Genomic DNA, 15,931 nt, shown 5'->3' on the forward strand with positions numbered 1-15,931 from the left:
GATCAGGAAAAATCGCCATAAAAAAAGGGCCTGTGAAAATCACAGGCCCCTGGTTTTACGTATCATGCGTCCGGCGTCGCCTCAAAGGGATTGCCGGATGCGAAATGCGGAACGACGACGGTATCATATGCCTTGAGCGCGGCACCGATTGCCTGATGCATGTCGAGGTAACGATAGGTGCCAAGACGTCCACCGAAATGGATGTTCTTTTCAGCTGCTGCACGCTGTTTGTAGCGCAGGAACAGTTCCTTATCGCCTCGGGTGTCGATTGGGTAGTAAGGCTCGTCCTGACGCTGCGCAAAACGAGAATATTCCCGCACGATCACGGTTTTTTCATTCTGGTATTGCCGCTCCGGATTGAAGTGGCGAAACTCCAGGATACGGGTATAGGGCACGGCTTCGTCTGCATAGTTCATGACGGCGGTGCCCTGAAAATCACCGGTGGCAAGCGTTTCCTGTTCGAAGTCGATTGTCCGCCAACCCAGTTCACCTTCGCTGTAATCGAAGTAGCGGTCGATCGGTCCGGTATAGATGATGGGGACGCCAGCCGGCAGCGAACTCTTCACTTCAAAAAAGTCGGTGTTCAGCAAAAGCTGGATGCGCGGATTATCAAGCATTCGTTCGAAAATCGCGGTGTAACCGTCTGTCGGCAAACCTTCGTAGGGGTCGTTGAAATAACGGTTGTCGAAGTTGTAGCGGACCGGCAGGCGAGTGATGATGCTGGCCGGAAGATCCCTCGGGTTGGTCTGCCATTGCTTGGCGGTATAACCCTTGATGAAGGCGTCATAAAGCGGACGGCCAATCAGTGAGATCGCTTTTTCTTCCAGATTTTCAGGAACGCGGTCGCCCAGTTCGGCAGCTTGCGAACTTACCAGCGCCCGTGCTTCCGCCGGCGACATGCGTTTGCCGAAAAACTGGCAGATCGTGCCGAGGTTGATCGGCATCGCATAGACCTGATCCTGATAGCTGGAATAGACCCGGTGGCGGTAATCGGTGAAAGAGGTGAAACGGTTGAGGTAGTTCCACACGGTTGCATTCGGCGTATGGAAAAGATGCGCCCCGTATTTATGCACTTCGATACCGGTTTCCTGATCGAACTCGCTATAAGCATTGCCGCCGATGTGGCTTCGACGGTCAATGATCAGAACATTTTTGCCAAGCTCGTTGCTCACCCTCTCGGCAATTGTTGCGCCGTAAAATCCGGCACCGACAATGATGAGATCGACATTCTGAAAATCATGCATGGTTTCTGCTTGTCCGTATCAAAAGGTCATTCGGCCGGGTTGAAGGTAACCGAAAAAATCCCGTTTAGCTGCTCTACACGTGGCATGCCGAGCTTTTCTCAGGCTTGCGAGGCGCAGCCCATATCTCGAATGAAAAAGCCCCACCCACCTTTAATCGGGTGGGCGGGGCTTAAAGTTCTAAGTTCCAGAGCTTTTGTCAGGCTTTAAAGCCGTACTGAATGGCGTGATAGGCGGACACAACAGCTGCAATCTGTCCGGCATCCAGCGCATCGATCTGCGATGTGGTGATTGCCTTGAGCTGGTCGGTCGACAGGCTGGAAATATCTCCGGTCGACAGGCCAGCCAGCGCAGCCGTGCTGATGGCGGCAATATCGGCAGTCGAGAAGGTGGCAATATCCGCAGTCTTCAGCGCGGCAATCTGCGCAGCGCTCAATCCAGCCACCTGTTCCGGCGTCAATGCCTCAACCTGTGTGGTGTTCAATGTGCCGATCTGTGCCGTTGTCAGACCGATAATCGCCTTGGGGCTGATGGCCATGATCTGCTCGGTCGAGAACTGGGCAATGTTCGCCGTTCCCAAAGCCGCAACCTGAATGGCATTCAACGCTGCAATCTGGCCAGTCTTCAAGGCGCTGATTTGGGCCGAGGTGACCGATGTCAGTTGCAGGTAGCTCAATGCCGCCATCTGCGCCGTGGTCAAAGCCGCGACATGTTCGTTCGACAGCGTTGCTATTGTCGCTGACGACAGGCCGGAGATCGCCGACGCACTGATCGCCGCAATGTCACCCGTTGAAAGCACTGCCAGATCTTCGCTGGACAAAGCGGCAACTTGCGATGCCGTCAGTGCAGAAATCTGCGCCGACGACAGCACATCGATCTGCGCGGTGGACAGAGCAACAATCTGCGCAGGCGTCAGACCGGAAATGGCACTGGTGCTTAGCGAGGCAACCTGCTCATTGGACAGCGAGGCAATCGTTGCTGTCGAAAGACCGGAAATTGCGCTTGCACTGATCGCTGCCATATCGGCTGTCGAAAAGGTTGCCAGCTTTTCTTTCGAAATGGCGCCCATCTGCGAGGCGGTCAGCGAAGCGATCTGCGACGAGGAGAGGGCAGAGACCTGATCGGATGACAAGGCGGAAATACTGGAAGAGGTCAGTCCGGCGATGGCATTCGGATTGATCGCCGCAATGTCTGCCGTTGAGAAGGCTGCCAGATGTTCGCTTGTCAGCGCCTTGACCTGTGTCGAGGTCAACGCGTTGATTTGCGCCGAGGACAGGGCGTCGATTTGCTCACTGCTGAGAATGGAGACCTGCGAAGAGCTGAGCGCCGCAATCTGTGCGGTTGTCAGTGCCGCGATTTGGTCGTGTTTCAGCGTCGCCGTATTGGCGGTTGAAATTCCTGGCAGTGCGGCCGCGCTGATCGCTGCAATATCTTCTGTCGAGAATGTTGCCAGAGCCTCCCTTGACAGGGCGCCGAGCTGGGTTGAGCGCATGGCCGCGACCTGCGTCGGGGTCAGTGCCTCTGCCTGCGCGGTCGTCAGCGCGGAAATTTGCGCTGTGGTCAGGCCCGGAATGGCGCTGGTGCCCAGAGCCACAATCTGATCGGTCGACAGTGTCGCGATATTCGCCGTCGACAATGCCTTGATCTGCGTTGAGCTCAAGGCGCCAAGTTGCGCGGAGGACAATGTGCCGATCTGGCTGCTAGTCAACGCGGCAATCTGTGCTGAGCTCATGGCTGAGATCTGCGCAGATGTCAGTGCCGCAATCTGTTCACTTGAGAGAGCCGCGACATTGGCGGTCGACAGGCCGGGAAGGGCTGTTGTGCTGATCGAGGCAATATCGGCAGTCGAGAACGTGGCGATATCATCCGTAGACAGTGAGTTGATTTGTGCCGAACTCAAGACCGCCACAACGGTTGAGGTCAGCGCCTCGGCCTGTGCGGTAGACAGTGACGCAATCTGGGTTGTGGTCAGACCCGGAATGGCCGCCGCATTCAAGGCGGCAATCTGCCCTGTCGTTAACACGGAGATGCCTTCGGTTGAAAGCGCTTTGATCTGGGTCGAGGTAAGGGCACCGATCTGCGCCGAAGACAGGGTTGCTAGCTGGCCGGTGGTCAGGGCGCCGACCTGTGTCGAGGTCATCGCCGCGACCTGTGCGGTGACCAGCGCTGCAATCTGGTCGTCGGACAGTGAGGCGAGATTTGCTGTCGAAAGCCCTGGGATAGCAGAGGCGTTGATGGCGGCAATGTCATCGGTCGAAAATACCGCCAGCTTCTCCTTGGACAATGCACCCAGTTGTGTCGAGGCAAGGGCTGCCACCTGCGCAGAGCTTAGCGCTTCGGCCTGAACAATCGAAAGGGCAGCAATCTGTGCCGTTGTCAGACCTGGTATAGCCTTGGTGTTCAAAGCGGCAATCTGGTCAGCCGACAGAGCGCTGATGCTCTCGTTGGTCAGAACCTTCACTTGGGCCGATCCGAGCGCGTTCACTTGTGCGGTCGACAGGGCAGAGACCTGACTTGCGGACAGTGCGGTGATCTGTGCAGAGCTGAGCGCACCAACCTGTGCACTTGTCAGAGCTGACAATTGGTCGCCACTCAGCTTCGCGATATGGGCGGTCGAAAGACCGGCAATGGCGCTGGCATTGATGGCGGCAATATCTTCTGTGGAGAAGGTTGCCAGCTTTTCCGTGCTAAGCGCTGCGAGCTGCGCGGAACCCAGCGCTGCGACCTGTGAAGACACCAGAGCCTCAGCCTGTTCGCTCGACAGGGCGGTAATCTGACCGGTCGTGAGGCCCGGAATTGCCTTGGCGTTCAACGCTGCAATCTGGTCCGGGGTCAGCGCCGCAATGCTATCCGTCGACAGTGCCTTGATCTGCGTGGAGTTCAACGCGTTGATCTGCGCATTGGTTAGGGCTGAAAGCTGGCCGGTTGACAAGGCAGAAATTTGTGTCGAACCCAGTGCGGCGATCTGTGCGCTGGTCAGCGCCGAGACATGTTCGTCGCTCAACGATGCGATGTTGGATGTCGGAATGCCTGCAATGGCACCGGTGTTGATGGCTGCAATGTCCTCGGTCGAGAATGTTGCCAGCTTTTCTTTCGACAACACTGCCAGCTGTGTCGAGCTCAAGGCTGCGACCTGCGCAGATGTCAGGGCTTCTGCCTGATTGGTCGACAGGGCGGCAATATGCGCCGTTGTCAGGCCGGCAATCGCCTTGGTGTTCAGTGCCTCGATTTGCTGGGTTGTCAGGGCGACAATCCGGTCATTTGGCAAAACAGCAACCTGCGCTGAGGTCAGCGCCGATATCTGGCTGGTCGACAGTGAATTGAACTGCCCGGTGGTCAGAGCGGTAATCTGGTTGGTTTTCAGTGCTGCAATCTGCGCGGTGGTCAAAACTGCGACCTGATCGGCACTCAGCGCTGCGATATTGGCAGTCGACAGGCCAGCCAATGCCGACGAGCTAATAGCAGCAATATCTGCCGTCGAGAATGTTGCGAGATCCTCAGGCGTCAGTATCGAAATCTGTGTCGAGCTAAGAGCTGCCACCTGAAGTGCCGTCAACGCTTCGACCTGGACGGTCGACAGCGTATCAATCTGTGCGGTTGACAGGCCAGCGACCGTCTTGGTGTTAAGCGCCGCAACCTGATCTGTCGACAGGGCCGCAATCATGCTGTTCGACCAGTTTGCGATCTGGGTCGAACTTAATGCGTTGATCTGGGTGGTGGCGAGAGCAGCAATCTGCTCCGAAGACAGTGCGGTAATCTGTGCAGAATTAAGTGCGGCAATCTGTGTGGTCTTGAGTGCTGCAATCTGCTCAGAGCTGAGTGCAGCCATATTGGCCGACGACAGTCCGGCAAGGCCGGATGCGCTGATGGCGGCAATGTCAGCCGTCGAGAAGGTCGCCAGATCTTCACTGGAAAGTGCGGCAATCTGTGTCGATGTCATGGCGCCAACAAGCGCCGATGTCAGGGCCTCAGCCTGGGCTGTGGACAGTGACGCAACCTGCTGCGAGCTCAAACCGGAGATGGCTTTGGTGTTGAGTGCGGCAATCTGGTCTGTCGACAGAACCGTGATTTTTTCGGTTGCCAATGCGGCCAATTGTGCGGAGCCGAGCGCGTTGATCTGTGCGGTGCCCAGCGCAAAAAGCTGCGTGGAGGACAGCGCGGTCATTTGCGCGGAGCTCAAGCCCGGAAGCGCCTTGGTGCTCAAGGCTGCAATCTGGTCCGTCGACAGCGTGGTGACGGCCTCTGTCGAGAGCGCCTTGACCTGTGTCGAGGAGAAGGCCGCGACCTGTGAAGACGATAGGGCTGCGAGCTGGCCCGTGGTCAGCGCGGCCATCTGTTTTGTATTGAGGGCTGCAACCTGACTGGTCTTGAGGGCGGCGATCTGTTCCGAGCTGAGTGCGGTAAGACTGTCGGTGGAAATACCTGACACGGCTGAGGTGGTGAGCGCGGCGATTTCGGCCGGGGTAAAAGTCGCGAGATATTCGCCCGGCAGGACGGCAACCTGCGCGGAGGTCAGGCTTGCCACCTGCGACGACGTCAGCGCTTCCGCCTGAATGGCCGACAACGCTGCAATCTGTGTCGATGTCAGTCCTGCAATGGCTTTTACATTCAACGCGGCAATCTGTTCGGCAGTCAGTGCCGCTACACTTTCCGTCGACAAGGCTTTGCTCTGTGTCGATGTCAAAGCGGCAATTTGCGTCGTCGAAAATGCTTCGACCTGATCTGATGTCAGCGCGGTAATCTGTCCGGATGTCAGCGCTGCAATCTGCGTTGCCTTGAGTGCGCTCAGATGTTCCTGCCGCAGGCTGGCAACCGCAGAGGTCGACAAGCCAGCAATTGCGGCTGTACTAAGGGCCGCAATTTCGGCCGTTGTAAAGGTGGCCAGATATTCGCCGGTCAGGGCGCCAGCCTGCGCAGCCGTCAGGGCGGCAATCTGCGTCGAGTTCAACGCCGCAGCCTGAGCCGTCGACAGTGTCTGGATTTGAGCGGTCGACAGGCCGACAATAGCCTTGGCAGACAGAGCAAGGATCTGATCGGCATCCAGTGCTACTATGCTTTCCGTTGTCAGTGCGCGCACCTGTGCGGAACTCAATGCTGCAATCTGCGCGGTCGACAGCCCATCGATCTGATGTGATGTCAGGGCTGCGATCTGCAATGTTTTCAGGGCAGCAATCTGTGTAGTCTTCAAGGCTTCGGTATGAGCCGTGCTCAACGACGCCAAGGCTTCGGTCGAAAGACCCGAGATGGCAGATGTACTGAGAGCTGCAATTTCAGCTGTTGTGAATTTCGACAGATATTCGCCCGTCAGCGCAACCGTCTGCGTGCTGGTCAGTGCGGCAATCTGCGCCGAATTCAAGGCTTCAACCTGGGCGGTCGACAGTGCCTTGATCTGCAACGAGGTCAGGCCGGGGATTGCCTTTGTTGCGAGTGCAGCGACCTGCTCCGTCGACAAAGCTGAGAGGGACTCGGTGGTAATTGCCTTGACCTGTGCAGCGGTCAGCGCGGCCACTTGGGCAGATGTCAATGCATGAAGCTGTGCGGAGCTTAGAACCGCAACTTGCGCGGTTGTCAGTGCCGCGACCTGCAGCGTTTTCATGGCAGCCGTCTGGGCTGTCGATAGCGCATGCAACTGGTCCGTCGTAAAGCCCGGTGTTGCCTTGTTGCTGAGCGCGGCCAGCTGGTCGGTCGACAGAGCCGCCACACTTTCCGTCGACAGCGCGCGGACCTGCGTGGAGGTCAGAGCGGCAATCTGTGTCGAGGATAGGGCTGACATCTGGCTTGAGGTCAGTGCGCCAATCTGTGCGGCGCTCAGCGCCGTCACTTGTGTCTTTTTCAGTGCCGCCAGCTGGGCGGTTGTCAGGGCCGCAATATTTGCTGTGGAAAGACCGAGAATGGCAGCGGTGCTGATTGCCGCAATATCGGCCGTCGAGAAGGTGGCCAGATCTTCCTTGGACAGCGCGGCGATCTGCGCGGAGCTGAGCCCTGCGACCTGCGCCGAGGTCAGCGCCTCTGCCTGCGTTGTCGAAAACGCAGCAATCTGGTCGGTCGTCAGGCCTGCAATGGTCTTGACGTTTAGCGCCGCAACCTGCTCGGCGGAAAGAGCCTTCACATTGTCGGTGGAGAGAACCTTGATTTGTGCAGAATTGAATGCGGCGACCTGTGTGGTCGAAAGGGCTGAAAGCTGGACTGAACTTAAGGCGGCGATCTGCGTGGTCTTGAGCGCCGCAATCTGGTTGGTCTTGAGGGCAGCAACCTGCTCGGAGCTCAAAGCGGCAATATTGGCGGTTGAAAGGCTGGCAAGCGCCGATGTGCTGAGAGCGGCAATTTCCGCCGGTGTAAATGTGGCAATATCTTCACTTGACAGGCTGGCAACCTGGAGCGCCGTCAAGGCGGCAATCTGTGTGGAGGTCAGGGCGCTGATCTGGATCGAATCTAGCCCGACGATCTGTTGGGTGTTAAGTGCCGCGACCTGTGCAGTAACGAGACTTTCGATCTTGTCTGACGACAGGATAGCCAACTGGTCCAGCGTCAATCCAACAATGGCAGAGGGAGAAATCGCCTTGACCTGGGTTGTCGAAAACGCTGCCAGGTCCTCGGTCTCCAGCGCAGCAATCTGTGTGGAGGAAAGAGCCTTGATCTGTGTCGTCGACAGGGCGGCAATATCGTCTGTTTTTAGCGCCGCAATATCGGCAGTCGAGAGCAACTTGATCTGGCTGACGGTCAGTGAAGAAATATTCGAAATCATAAACGAAGCCTTTTGATGTATCTCACCGCTTGAGGTGCTGCTTTGCAGGCCTTCGAAAGGAAAACGTCAGAACAGTAACTGTCATTTTCGTGAGTTTCGGGCTGGCAATATCATCTGCCGCCTGTTCAGCCTGAAAATGCATGCGATTTGACACCTGCACACTGCCGCGATTTATGCTGAAACATGCTTGCCTGAGGCTGATCTGAGGCGATTGATAAAACCCACGGTTTTATTATTCACAGGGGCTGATAGACGGCGGCATGGGACACTGGCCGGTTGCCGCATTGCGACAACCGCAGAAGGTGTTTGAAAAGCAGGACCATCCGTCTTTATTTCGTCTGTAGCCACAAACGGCAATCATGGGCAACCGGGCTGTAGTTGTCGCGTGTTGCCAGTTTTTCGAGGTAGCGATTCCTGAGGCTTTCGTCGTCCTCGAATTCCACATGCTGAGCCACGATTTCGCTGCCAATCTCATAATAGAGATCGAGATTTGTTAGGTCCGGAACCGGTGTCTCACCGCGCTCGCCTGCAACCTGCATCTGCCAGTACAATTCCTCAAGCCGTGCGGCCAGTGCAGGCATGTCGCGCAGTGTGCTTGTTTCGCGCTGTTCCTGCAGTGATGTTTGGACTGCTGCCAGGCTTTGGGGATCCTGCGCAAAGGCAATGGCGCGCGCCACGTAGTCGTCGGGAGATGCGCATGCCAGTTCTGGAATGCCCGCTGCGCTGATAATGCTTGTGCAGAAACGCGAGGCAAAGGTTTTACCCGGCATGGTCAAGACCGGGAGGCCCATGGTGATGGCGTCGGCGGCGGTGGAATGTGCGCCGTAAGGGAACGTATCCAGAAAAAGGTCGGCAAGACCGATCCGGGCAAGATGATCAGGATTGGCAGCTTTTGGTGCATAGATCAGACGCTGCGGGTCCACACCCTGCTGCTCTGCCAATTGGCGCAGGCGCTGATTGACGGGCTCGTCTCCGGCCAGCAACCACAATACGCTTCCCGGTGTGGCTTTGAGAATGGCCATCCATCTGCCGAAGCAGTTTTCGGTGATTTTCTGCATGCCGTTGAATGACGCGTAGACAAAGGCATCCTGCGGCAGGCCGGTGGACGCGCGGTCCGGACGCTGTGCGATAACGCGCTTGCGGTCTACCGGCTGATTGCAGGCAATGCGCAGAACCTTCTCGGTGTAATAGATTTCACTCGATGGAGGCACGGTGTGTTCATCACCGATGATGTAGTTGTGGAACGGGCTGCCCATCGTGCCGGGATAACCGCAGAAATTGACAATGACCGGTGCCGGACGATATGCAAAAATCTTCGTTCTGGCGTTTTTGGTGTAGCCGTTCACATCGATGAGAATATCGATATCGTCATTGTAGATGATCCGCGCTGCGTCAACATCGGCAATGGCTGTGATGTCGCGCCAGTTGTCGGTTGCTGCCTTGATACGGTTTTGGGTGGCATCAAGCGGGCGGTCGTCGCCGGAATAGTAGGCGAAGATTTCGACACTGTCCTTGTTGTGAAGTTCCAGCACTTCACACAGCGCAAAACCGACGGCATGTTCCCGCAAATCCGACGATACGTAACCGATGCGCAAACGCTGCCCGGTACCGGTTTTCTGCTTTACCTGTTTGCGAACAAAACCACTGGTATCGGGGCGTCCGACAAGCGACTTGTGATAACGGTAGGCCTTGGCCAGCTGGAATAGTGGGTCATCGGAATAACAACCCAGTGTCAGCGGAGACATGGAATCAATCAGCCGGTCGACAGGTACATGTTCCGATGGCGTCAGGATCGGCCATTTGCACTGGCGCTGACGCAGCGACGACCAATGTTGACCGGCCTCGGTCCTTTCAGGCTTCAATTCCATTGCCTGCCACAGGGTGGTTTCTGCATCTTCCAGCAGGCCAGCCCCTTCCATCACGCGGCCAATATGTTGCAGGCACATCAGGCGATGATTGATCCTTTCAGGGGTGATGTCGTTGGTGGCTTCGGTAAAGGTTCGCCACTGTTCAATCGCCTGACGGGCAAGACCGGAATCTTCCAGTGCACGGCCCAGATTGATGTGGGCTGCGCCGAATTGCGGATTGAAATTGACGCTGGCGCGCAATGACTGCACGGCACCGGCAATATCGCCCATCTGGCTCTGCGTGACCGAATAGTTGAAGTAGGCAAGATGAAGCAGCGGGTTTGTGTCGTTAAAGGCAACCCATGTCTTGTAGAAATCACCGGCTGCCCCGTGATGACCGGCGGCATTCAACGCTTCGGTAATCTGGAACAGTTCGAGCAGTGAAAGCTGCCCGTGGCGTGCCTTGTGCAAAGCGCCTGTGAGAGCTGCTGCGCCATCGGATGCAAGAGCTGGATCGTTGGACATGAGTACTCCACAACAGGCAAGCAGACTGAAAGTGCTTGAATTTGGTAACAGGTCGTCAGCGTTCCCTAATTTGTCTAGCTTGCGTTGGACTGGACAGGCTGCCGGAAGACGCGGCAGGGAAGGGCATGCCGTTTACACGAGCTCAGGCCAACGTTAAAAAAACGCATGACCAATATCCGGCCTTATACAGCATTGGACCGGCAGGCGTGCCTGCGTCTGTTCGACGGCAATGTGCCGAAGTTTTTCGACCCTTCCGAGCGGAGGACTTTTGCAACTTTCCTGCAGGATCCTTCATTGAGGACTGCTTTTCTGGTAATCGAAAACGACGGCGTGATCATCGCCTGCGGTGGCCATGTAATGGAAGATGAAGGCCAAACCGCTAGCCTCTGCTGGGGCATGGTCGATCAATCAATGCATGGCCAAGGACTTGGCCGGTTGCTGACGGACGCACGTTTGCAGGCCATCCGCAAACAGCCATCCGCCCAGCGCGTTCGCCTCGATACCAGCCAGCACACTCACGCTTTTTATTCGCGGTTTGGTTTTTCCGTTGAAAAGGTCGAGAAGGACAGTTACGGCCCCGGTCTCGACCGTCATGATATGGTACTTTTATTGTGAAAACTGGTTCGGCCTAGGTTTTACATTCGCGCGAGGCAGGGTCAGAGCGAGCACCGTGCCGAGCAAGGCAAAGCCACCGGTCAATGCAGCAACGGCAGACCAGCCGCCATGCTGCCAGAACCAGCCGGCGACCGAACCGGTAACACTGGCGCCGAGATAATAAAACAGCAGGTAAAGTGATGCCGCATGTCCCTTATGGCGGCCTGCGACCGGACCAACCGCACCGCTCGCCACCGAATGGCCGATAAAATAGCCGGTTGCGACAAGCGCAATGCCTGCTGATATGATGACGAGCGACGTTGAAACGGTCAGCAACACTCCGACCAGCATGATCGCGAAACCGGCAAGCAACAATGGTTTGCGGCCGAACTTATCCGCAAGACCACCGGCCACCGAGGATGAGACTATCCCGAGCGCGAAGGCAAGAAAGATCAGGCTGACCTGCGACTGGCTGAGTGCATAGGGCGTGCCGGAAAGACGAAAGGTCGTGTAGTTGAACAAGGCGCTGAAGATACTGGTGAGCGTGAAGCCAAGTGCGTAGACCCTAAGCAACCGTCCATTACGCAGGTGCATGCCCCAGGCCTCGATATGAAAGCGTGGATTAAAGCCTGGCTGCCGCACGAAGTTTCGTGATGGCGGTAACAACTTCAGAAAGGCAATCGCAGCGGCAAGACACAAAGCCCCGAGGACAATCATGGCGATGTGCCAGGAGGCATAATCGGTCACCAGGCCCATTCCGACACGGCCCATCATTGCCCCGAAGGCGGTACCGCCAATGTAAAGGCCCATTGCCTTGCCGAGATGAGCAGGATCAATTTCTTCTGCCAACCATGCCATGGCAACGGCAGGTACGCCACCCAACACCACACCTTCCAATGCGCGCGCCACAAGTAGCCAGTGCCAGCTGGGAACCAGTCCGGCCACGATGTTAAGCAATGCGGCCAGCGACATGGAAACGAACATCAGGCCGCGTCGTCCAATCGCCTGCGAAAATGCGCCAGCCAGCACGATTGAAACGGCGAGCAGCCCGGTGGTCAAAGACAGGGCCAGCGAACTTTCAGCCGGACTGACACCGAATGAACGCGCGAATTCTGGCAACAACGGTTGCACACAGTAGATCAGCGAAAAACTCGCAAAGCCGAGAAAAAACAGCGCGTATCCGGCGTTGCGATAGTCTCGCGTTCCGCGCCGGATCCATGCGGGCGGAATTTCCTGAATTTCAACTGGTGGATTTCTTGGAGATAGGTCGGTTCCAACATCAAGTTGGAGTGCAGAAGCTTGAGACATGACATGCAACTTTCTTTGTTGCCGGCATTGTCCGACTTTACCCGTTATGTGTCCAATATATGGAAATGGCTTTTGTGATATGTTATGTAAATACCATGGAGCTTCGTCACATCCGCTATTTTCTCGCCATCGCCGAGGAAGGAAACTTTACCCGCGCCGCTGCCAAGTTGGGCATAGGCCAGCCACCGCTCAGTATCCAGATCAGGGATTTGGAAGCTGAAGTCGGCACTCAGTTGTTCCATCGTCTGTCGCACGGTGCCGAACTGACCGAGGCGGGCCAGGCTTTTTGGGACGCGGTGCATACAATGCCGGCGCAGGCAAACACTGCTATTCGTGCAGCGCAGAGGGCATCCCGAGGGGAAACCGGACGGTTGCGGCTCGGGTTTACCGGCACGGCGGCGCTCAGCCCCATCGTTTCGGCAACCATTCGTGCCTTTCATCGCAACTATCCCGAGGTGGAGTTGACGCTTGAGGAAGCCAATTCTGTGGCCCTGACCGCAGGCCTGATAGAAGGCAGGCTCGATGCCGCCATTCTGCGACCCAACAGTGCAGATCCGCCAGAAATTCGCGAATATTTGCTGAAACGTGAGCCGCTGGTCGCAGTTCTGCCTGTCGCGCATCCGGCGGTTACGGCAGGTTCCGATGTTGAACTGGCATCACTGTCCACAATACCGCTGATTGTTACACCACGCGAAATCGGCGTCAGCCTGCATGAGGCCGCCATCGCCGCCTGCCGTAGCGCCGGGTTTGAACCGCTGCTCGGACAGTTTGCGCCGCAGATTGCTTCTATCCTGTCTCTGGTTTCCGCTGAGTTGGGTTTTTCGCTTGTCCCGGCTTCCATGGCTCAGTTCAATGTCGTGGGCGTGGCATTCCTGACGCTGCGCAACGAACAGCCAACCGTCGATCTTGCGGTCGCGCATCTCAAGACACGGCCATCGCAATCGGCCCTGAATTTCACAAGGGTGGCGCGTAGCCTCAAATCGGGAGACGGAGAAGGTCTGTCATAGAGCTTTCAGAAAACCAATCTATCCTGCCGGCAGCTTGATTGGAGCGAGAGCGATCTATCGCTTGGCATGCATTCAAGGGAAGTTTTTGAAGAGAATATGGCGGACAGGGTGGGATTCGAACCCACGGTACGCTTTCACGCACACACGCGTTCCAGGCGTGCGCCTTAAACCACTCGGCCACCTGTCCTTCATGAGAGACTGCATGTTTTGGAAACCTGCAAATCAACTGGAACGGCGCGATATATACCGATGAATCTCAAAGGATCAACCGCAATTTGACACTTTTTTTTATCGCGGTGCAAAAGCCTGTGTATAGCGCGATTGCAAATCGCCTTTTCGGCCTTTAATTCTAAGGTTCTGACGAGATGATTTTCCCTGTGCAGCCTGTGAGGATATACGGCATTGAAATCTTTGGCGAGAATCCTGAGTTTCGTGCTCCTGTGTGTGGCCATTGTTGCGGGGACCTTTGATTCTATCCGCTCCGTCGCCACTTCTTCGGTTGATATGACCAGCACAATTGCTGCCTGGAAGGATATTTATCCGTCATCGCTGACCATGGCAGAAGGCACGGTGACGCACTATATTCATCCCGACGCCTGGGGATGGCTGGTAGCCTGGTTGAACAGTCTTCCTGCCTTCGCACTGTTTCTTGCTTTGGCATTGCTGTTTTGGATGGTCGGTTATCGCAAACCGCAAATCCGCAGCCGCTTTGGCTGACAGTCCCGCTCCACGCTGCATGTGAAACCTCAAGCAAACGGATCGTTTGATCCGCTGGAGAAGAGATATGTTCACGTTCGATAGCTATGCATCGAAAACAACAATGCCGACAATTGATTCGGCCATGCCCGGCCGCGACACGGTTATGCCGGTGCCGGAAACCCATTTCGTCAATGGCCATGCGCTGAAAGAACCATACCCTGAGGGGACGCAGGTTATTTATCTTGGCATGGGCTGCTTCTGGGGCGCAGAGCGTCTTTTCTGGAAAGTGCCCGGCGTCTGGGTAACGGCTGTTGGTTATTCCGGCGGTTTGACCCCAAACCCGACCTATCAGGAAACAACCACAGGCCGCACCGGCCATGCTGAAGTGGTGAAGGTCGTTTACGACCCGTCCGTCGTTCCGCTTTCCGTCCTGTTGAAGCTGTTTTTTGAAGAACATGATCCAACACAGGGCATGCGCCAGGGCAATGATGTCGGTACCACCTATCGTTCTGTGATCTACGCCACAACGCAGGAACAACTGGATGAAGCATTGCATGCGCGCGACGTTTTCCAGCAAGCTTTGACGGATGCGGGAAAACCGGCGCCTATCACAACAGAGATAGAGCCACTAGAAACGTTTTATTACGCCGAGGACTATCATCAGCAATATCTTGCTAAAAATCCCGGTGGATATTGCGGGCTTCGCGGCACTGGCGTCAGCTGCAATATCGGCTAGTTTTTGATCAAAATGCCCGGCGGAAAGCTCAAAAAACAGACGTTTACGAGTTTTTCCACCGGGTAAAAAAACCGGATGAATTTTTCGTGCAGGCATGCAAGGATAAAAACAAGCACAGCCTCCAAAAAGGGCTGGCGGTTCCGCAGACATGCCTGTTAAGGGCTTGCGGGAGGACCTGATAAGATCAATTGCAACAACAGGGCTGCACGAATGAAAAAATCCATTTTGACTCTCTTCGCCATGGCTGCGATGTCTGCATCTGCATTGGCAGCAGATATCAAGCCGGCGCTGGTTTATGGTACCGGCGGTAAATTCGACAAATCCTTCAACGAAGCTGCCGCTGCCGGCGCTGAGAAGTTCAAGGCCGACACAGGCATCGAATTCCGCGATTTCGAGCCAACCAGCGACACGCAGGGTGAGCAGGCCATTCGCAACTTTGCAAGCAAGGGCTTCAACCCGGTTGTTGCCGTTTCCTTCGCATGGACATCGGCCATGGAGAAGGTTGCTGCAGAATATCCTGACACGAAGTTCGTGATCGTTGACTCGGTTGTCGAGCTGCCGAACGTCCGCTCGGTTGTCTACAAGGAAGAAGAAGGTTCTTACCTCGTTGGCCTGTTGGCTGGCATGGCTTCCAAGACCGGCAAGGTCGGCTTCATCGGTGGCATGGACATTCCGTTGATCCGCAAGTTCGGTTGCGGTTATGTCCAGGGTGCAAAGGCTGCCAACGACAAGATCGAAGTTTTCCAGAACATGACCGGCACCACCGGTGCTGCATGGAACGACCCAGTTCGTGGTGGTGAATTGACCAAGAACCAGATCGACCAGGGTGCGGACGTCATCTACGCGGCAGCCGGTGCAACCGGTCTCGGCGTTCTCCAGACAGCTGCTGACAATGGCAAGTTCTCGATTGGTGTGGATTCCAACCAGAACCACCTGCATCCGGGCTCCGTGCTGACCTCGATGGTCAAGCGCGTCGATCTGGCCGTCTACAATGCTTATAAGGACACCCAGGACGACAAGTTCACCGGTGGTGTTCAGGCGCTCGGCGTTGCTCAAGACGGCGTCAGCTATGCGCTCGACAACGACAACAAGGCGCTCATCACGCCTGAAATGGTTGCGGCCGTTGACAAGGCAAAGGCTGACATCATTGCCGGTACCGTAAAGGTCCACGACTATATGTCGGATAACTCCTGCCCGAAATGATATGACATTTGAGGGGCGTATGGCTT

Annotated in this window: 9 protein-coding genes and 1 tRNA gene; 5 read left to right on the forward strand and 5 right to left on the reverse strand. The window is 56.1% G+C overall.

The genetic code is table 11. From position 1 onward, the window contains the following. Nucleotides 1–62: 62 nt before the first annotated feature. The 3 genes from glf to HGO37_RS12245 form a co-directional block, all read right to left on the reverse strand. Nucleotides 63–1,244, reverse strand: a complete 1,182-nt coding sequence (gene glf, locus HGO37_RS12235; protein ID WP_250983526.1) for a UDP-galactopyranose mutase — start codon at nucleotides 1,242–1,244, stop codon at nucleotides 63–65. A 196-nt stretch (nucleotides 1,245–1,440) separates the two neighbouring features. Further along, the gene (locus HGO37_RS12240) at nucleotides 1,441–7,986 is read right to left on the reverse strand and encodes a beta strand repeat-containing protein (protein WP_250983527.1); all 6,546 of its coding nucleotides are present in this window, start codon (nucleotides 7,984–7,986) and stop codon (nucleotides 1,441–1,443) included. A gap of 329 nt (nucleotides 7,987–8,315) precedes the next feature. Further along, a complete protein-coding gene (locus tag HGO37_RS12245; RefSeq protein WP_250983528.1) occupies nucleotides 8,316–10,358 on the reverse strand; it encodes an O-linked N-acetylglucosamine transferase, SPINDLY family protein in 2,043 nt (680 codons plus the stop codon). A gap of 165 nt (nucleotides 10,359–10,523) precedes the next feature. On the opposite strand from HGO37_RS12245, the gene HGO37_RS12250 reads away from it, so the two are divergent. Continuing rightward, a complete protein-coding gene (locus HGO37_RS12250) occupies nucleotides 10,524–10,973 on the forward strand; it encodes a GNAT family N-acetyltransferase (RefSeq protein ID WP_250983529.1) in 450 nt (149 codons plus the stop codon). Here HGO37_RS12250 and HGO37_RS12255 read toward each other — a convergent pair. Beyond that, on the reverse strand, nucleotides 10,965–12,260 hold the full coding sequence (locus tag HGO37_RS12255; RefSeq protein ID WP_250983530.1) for an MFS transporter: 1,296 nt from the start codon (nucleotides 12,258–12,260) through the stop codon (nucleotides 10,965–10,967). The genes HGO37_RS12250 and HGO37_RS12255 overlap by 9 nt on opposite strands. Nucleotides 12,261–12,355: 95 nt before the next feature. Here HGO37_RS12255 and HGO37_RS12260 point away from each other — a divergent pair, with 95 nt between their 5' ends. Continuing rightward, on the forward strand, nucleotides 12,356–13,267 hold the full coding sequence (locus HGO37_RS12260) for a LysR substrate-binding domain-containing protein (RefSeq protein WP_250983531.1): 912 nt from the start codon (nucleotides 12,356–12,358) through the stop codon (nucleotides 13,265–13,267). A gap of 97 nt (nucleotides 13,268–13,364) precedes the next feature. Here HGO37_RS12260 and HGO37_RS12265 read toward each other — a convergent pair. Continuing rightward, a tRNA-Ser gene (locus HGO37_RS12265) sits at nucleotides 13,365–13,454 on the reverse strand. A 215-nt stretch (nucleotides 13,455–13,669) separates the two neighbouring features. On the opposite strand from HGO37_RS12265, the gene HGO37_RS12270 reads away from it, so the two are divergent. The 3 genes from HGO37_RS12270 to HGO37_RS12280 all read left to right on the forward strand — a co-directional run bounded on the left by HGO37_RS12270 (nucleotide 13,670) and on the right by HGO37_RS12280 (nucleotide 15,905). Then, the gene (locus tag HGO37_RS12270; protein ID WP_192486946.1) at nucleotides 13,670–13,984 is read left to right on the forward strand and encodes a hypothetical protein; all 315 of its coding nucleotides are present in this window, start codon (nucleotides 13,670–13,672) and stop codon (nucleotides 13,982–13,984) included. Between the two features lie 67 nt (nucleotides 13,985–14,051). Further along, on the forward strand, nucleotides 14,052–14,702 hold the full coding sequence (msrA, locus tag HGO37_RS12275; RefSeq protein WP_250983532.1) for a peptide-methionine (S)-S-oxide reductase MsrA: 651 nt from the start codon (nucleotides 14,052–14,054) through the stop codon (nucleotides 14,700–14,702). A 210-nt stretch (nucleotides 14,703–14,912) separates the two neighbouring features. Continuing rightward, on the forward strand, nucleotides 14,913–15,905 hold the full coding sequence (locus HGO37_RS12280; protein WP_192486948.1) for a BMP family lipoprotein: 993 nt from the start codon (nucleotides 14,913–14,915) through the stop codon (nucleotides 15,903–15,905). The last annotated feature ends 26 nt before the right edge of the window (nucleotides 15,906–15,931 follow it).

It is taken from the genome of Rhizobium sp. CG4, from assembly GCF_023701965.1.
Lineage (GTDB): Bacteria > Pseudomonadota > Alphaproteobacteria > Rhizobiales > Rhizobiaceae > Agrobacterium.

Coding starts and splice junctions, on each gene's coding strand:
- glf (WP_250983526.1), bottom strand. CDS start 1,244: ATGCATGATTTTCAGAATGTCGATCTCATCATTGTCGGTGCCGGATTT.
- HGO37_RS12240 (WP_250983527.1), bottom strand. CDS start 7,986: ATGATTTCGAATATTTCTTCACTGACCGTCAGCCAGATCAAGTTGCTC.
- HGO37_RS12245 (WP_250983528.1), bottom strand. CDS start 10,358: ATGTCCAACGATCCAGCTCTTGCATCCGATGGCGCAGCAGCTCTCACA.
- HGO37_RS12250 (WP_250983529.1), top strand. CDS start 10,524: ATGACCAATATCCGGCCTTATACAGCATTGGACCGGCAGGCGTGCCTG.
- HGO37_RS12255 (WP_250983530.1), bottom strand. CDS start 12,260: ATGTCTCAAGCTTCTGCACTCCAACTTGATGTTGGAACCGACCTATCT.
- HGO37_RS12260 (WP_250983531.1), top strand. CDS start 12,356: ATGGAGCTTCGTCACATCCGCTATTTTCTCGCCATCGCCGAGGAAGGA.
- msrA (WP_250983532.1), top strand. CDS start 14,052: ATGTTCACGTTCGATAGCTATGCATCGAAAACAACAATGCCGACAATT.
- HGO37_RS12280 (WP_192486948.1), top strand. CDS start 14,913: ATGAAAAAATCCATTTTGACTCTCTTCGCCATGGCTGCGATGTCTGCA.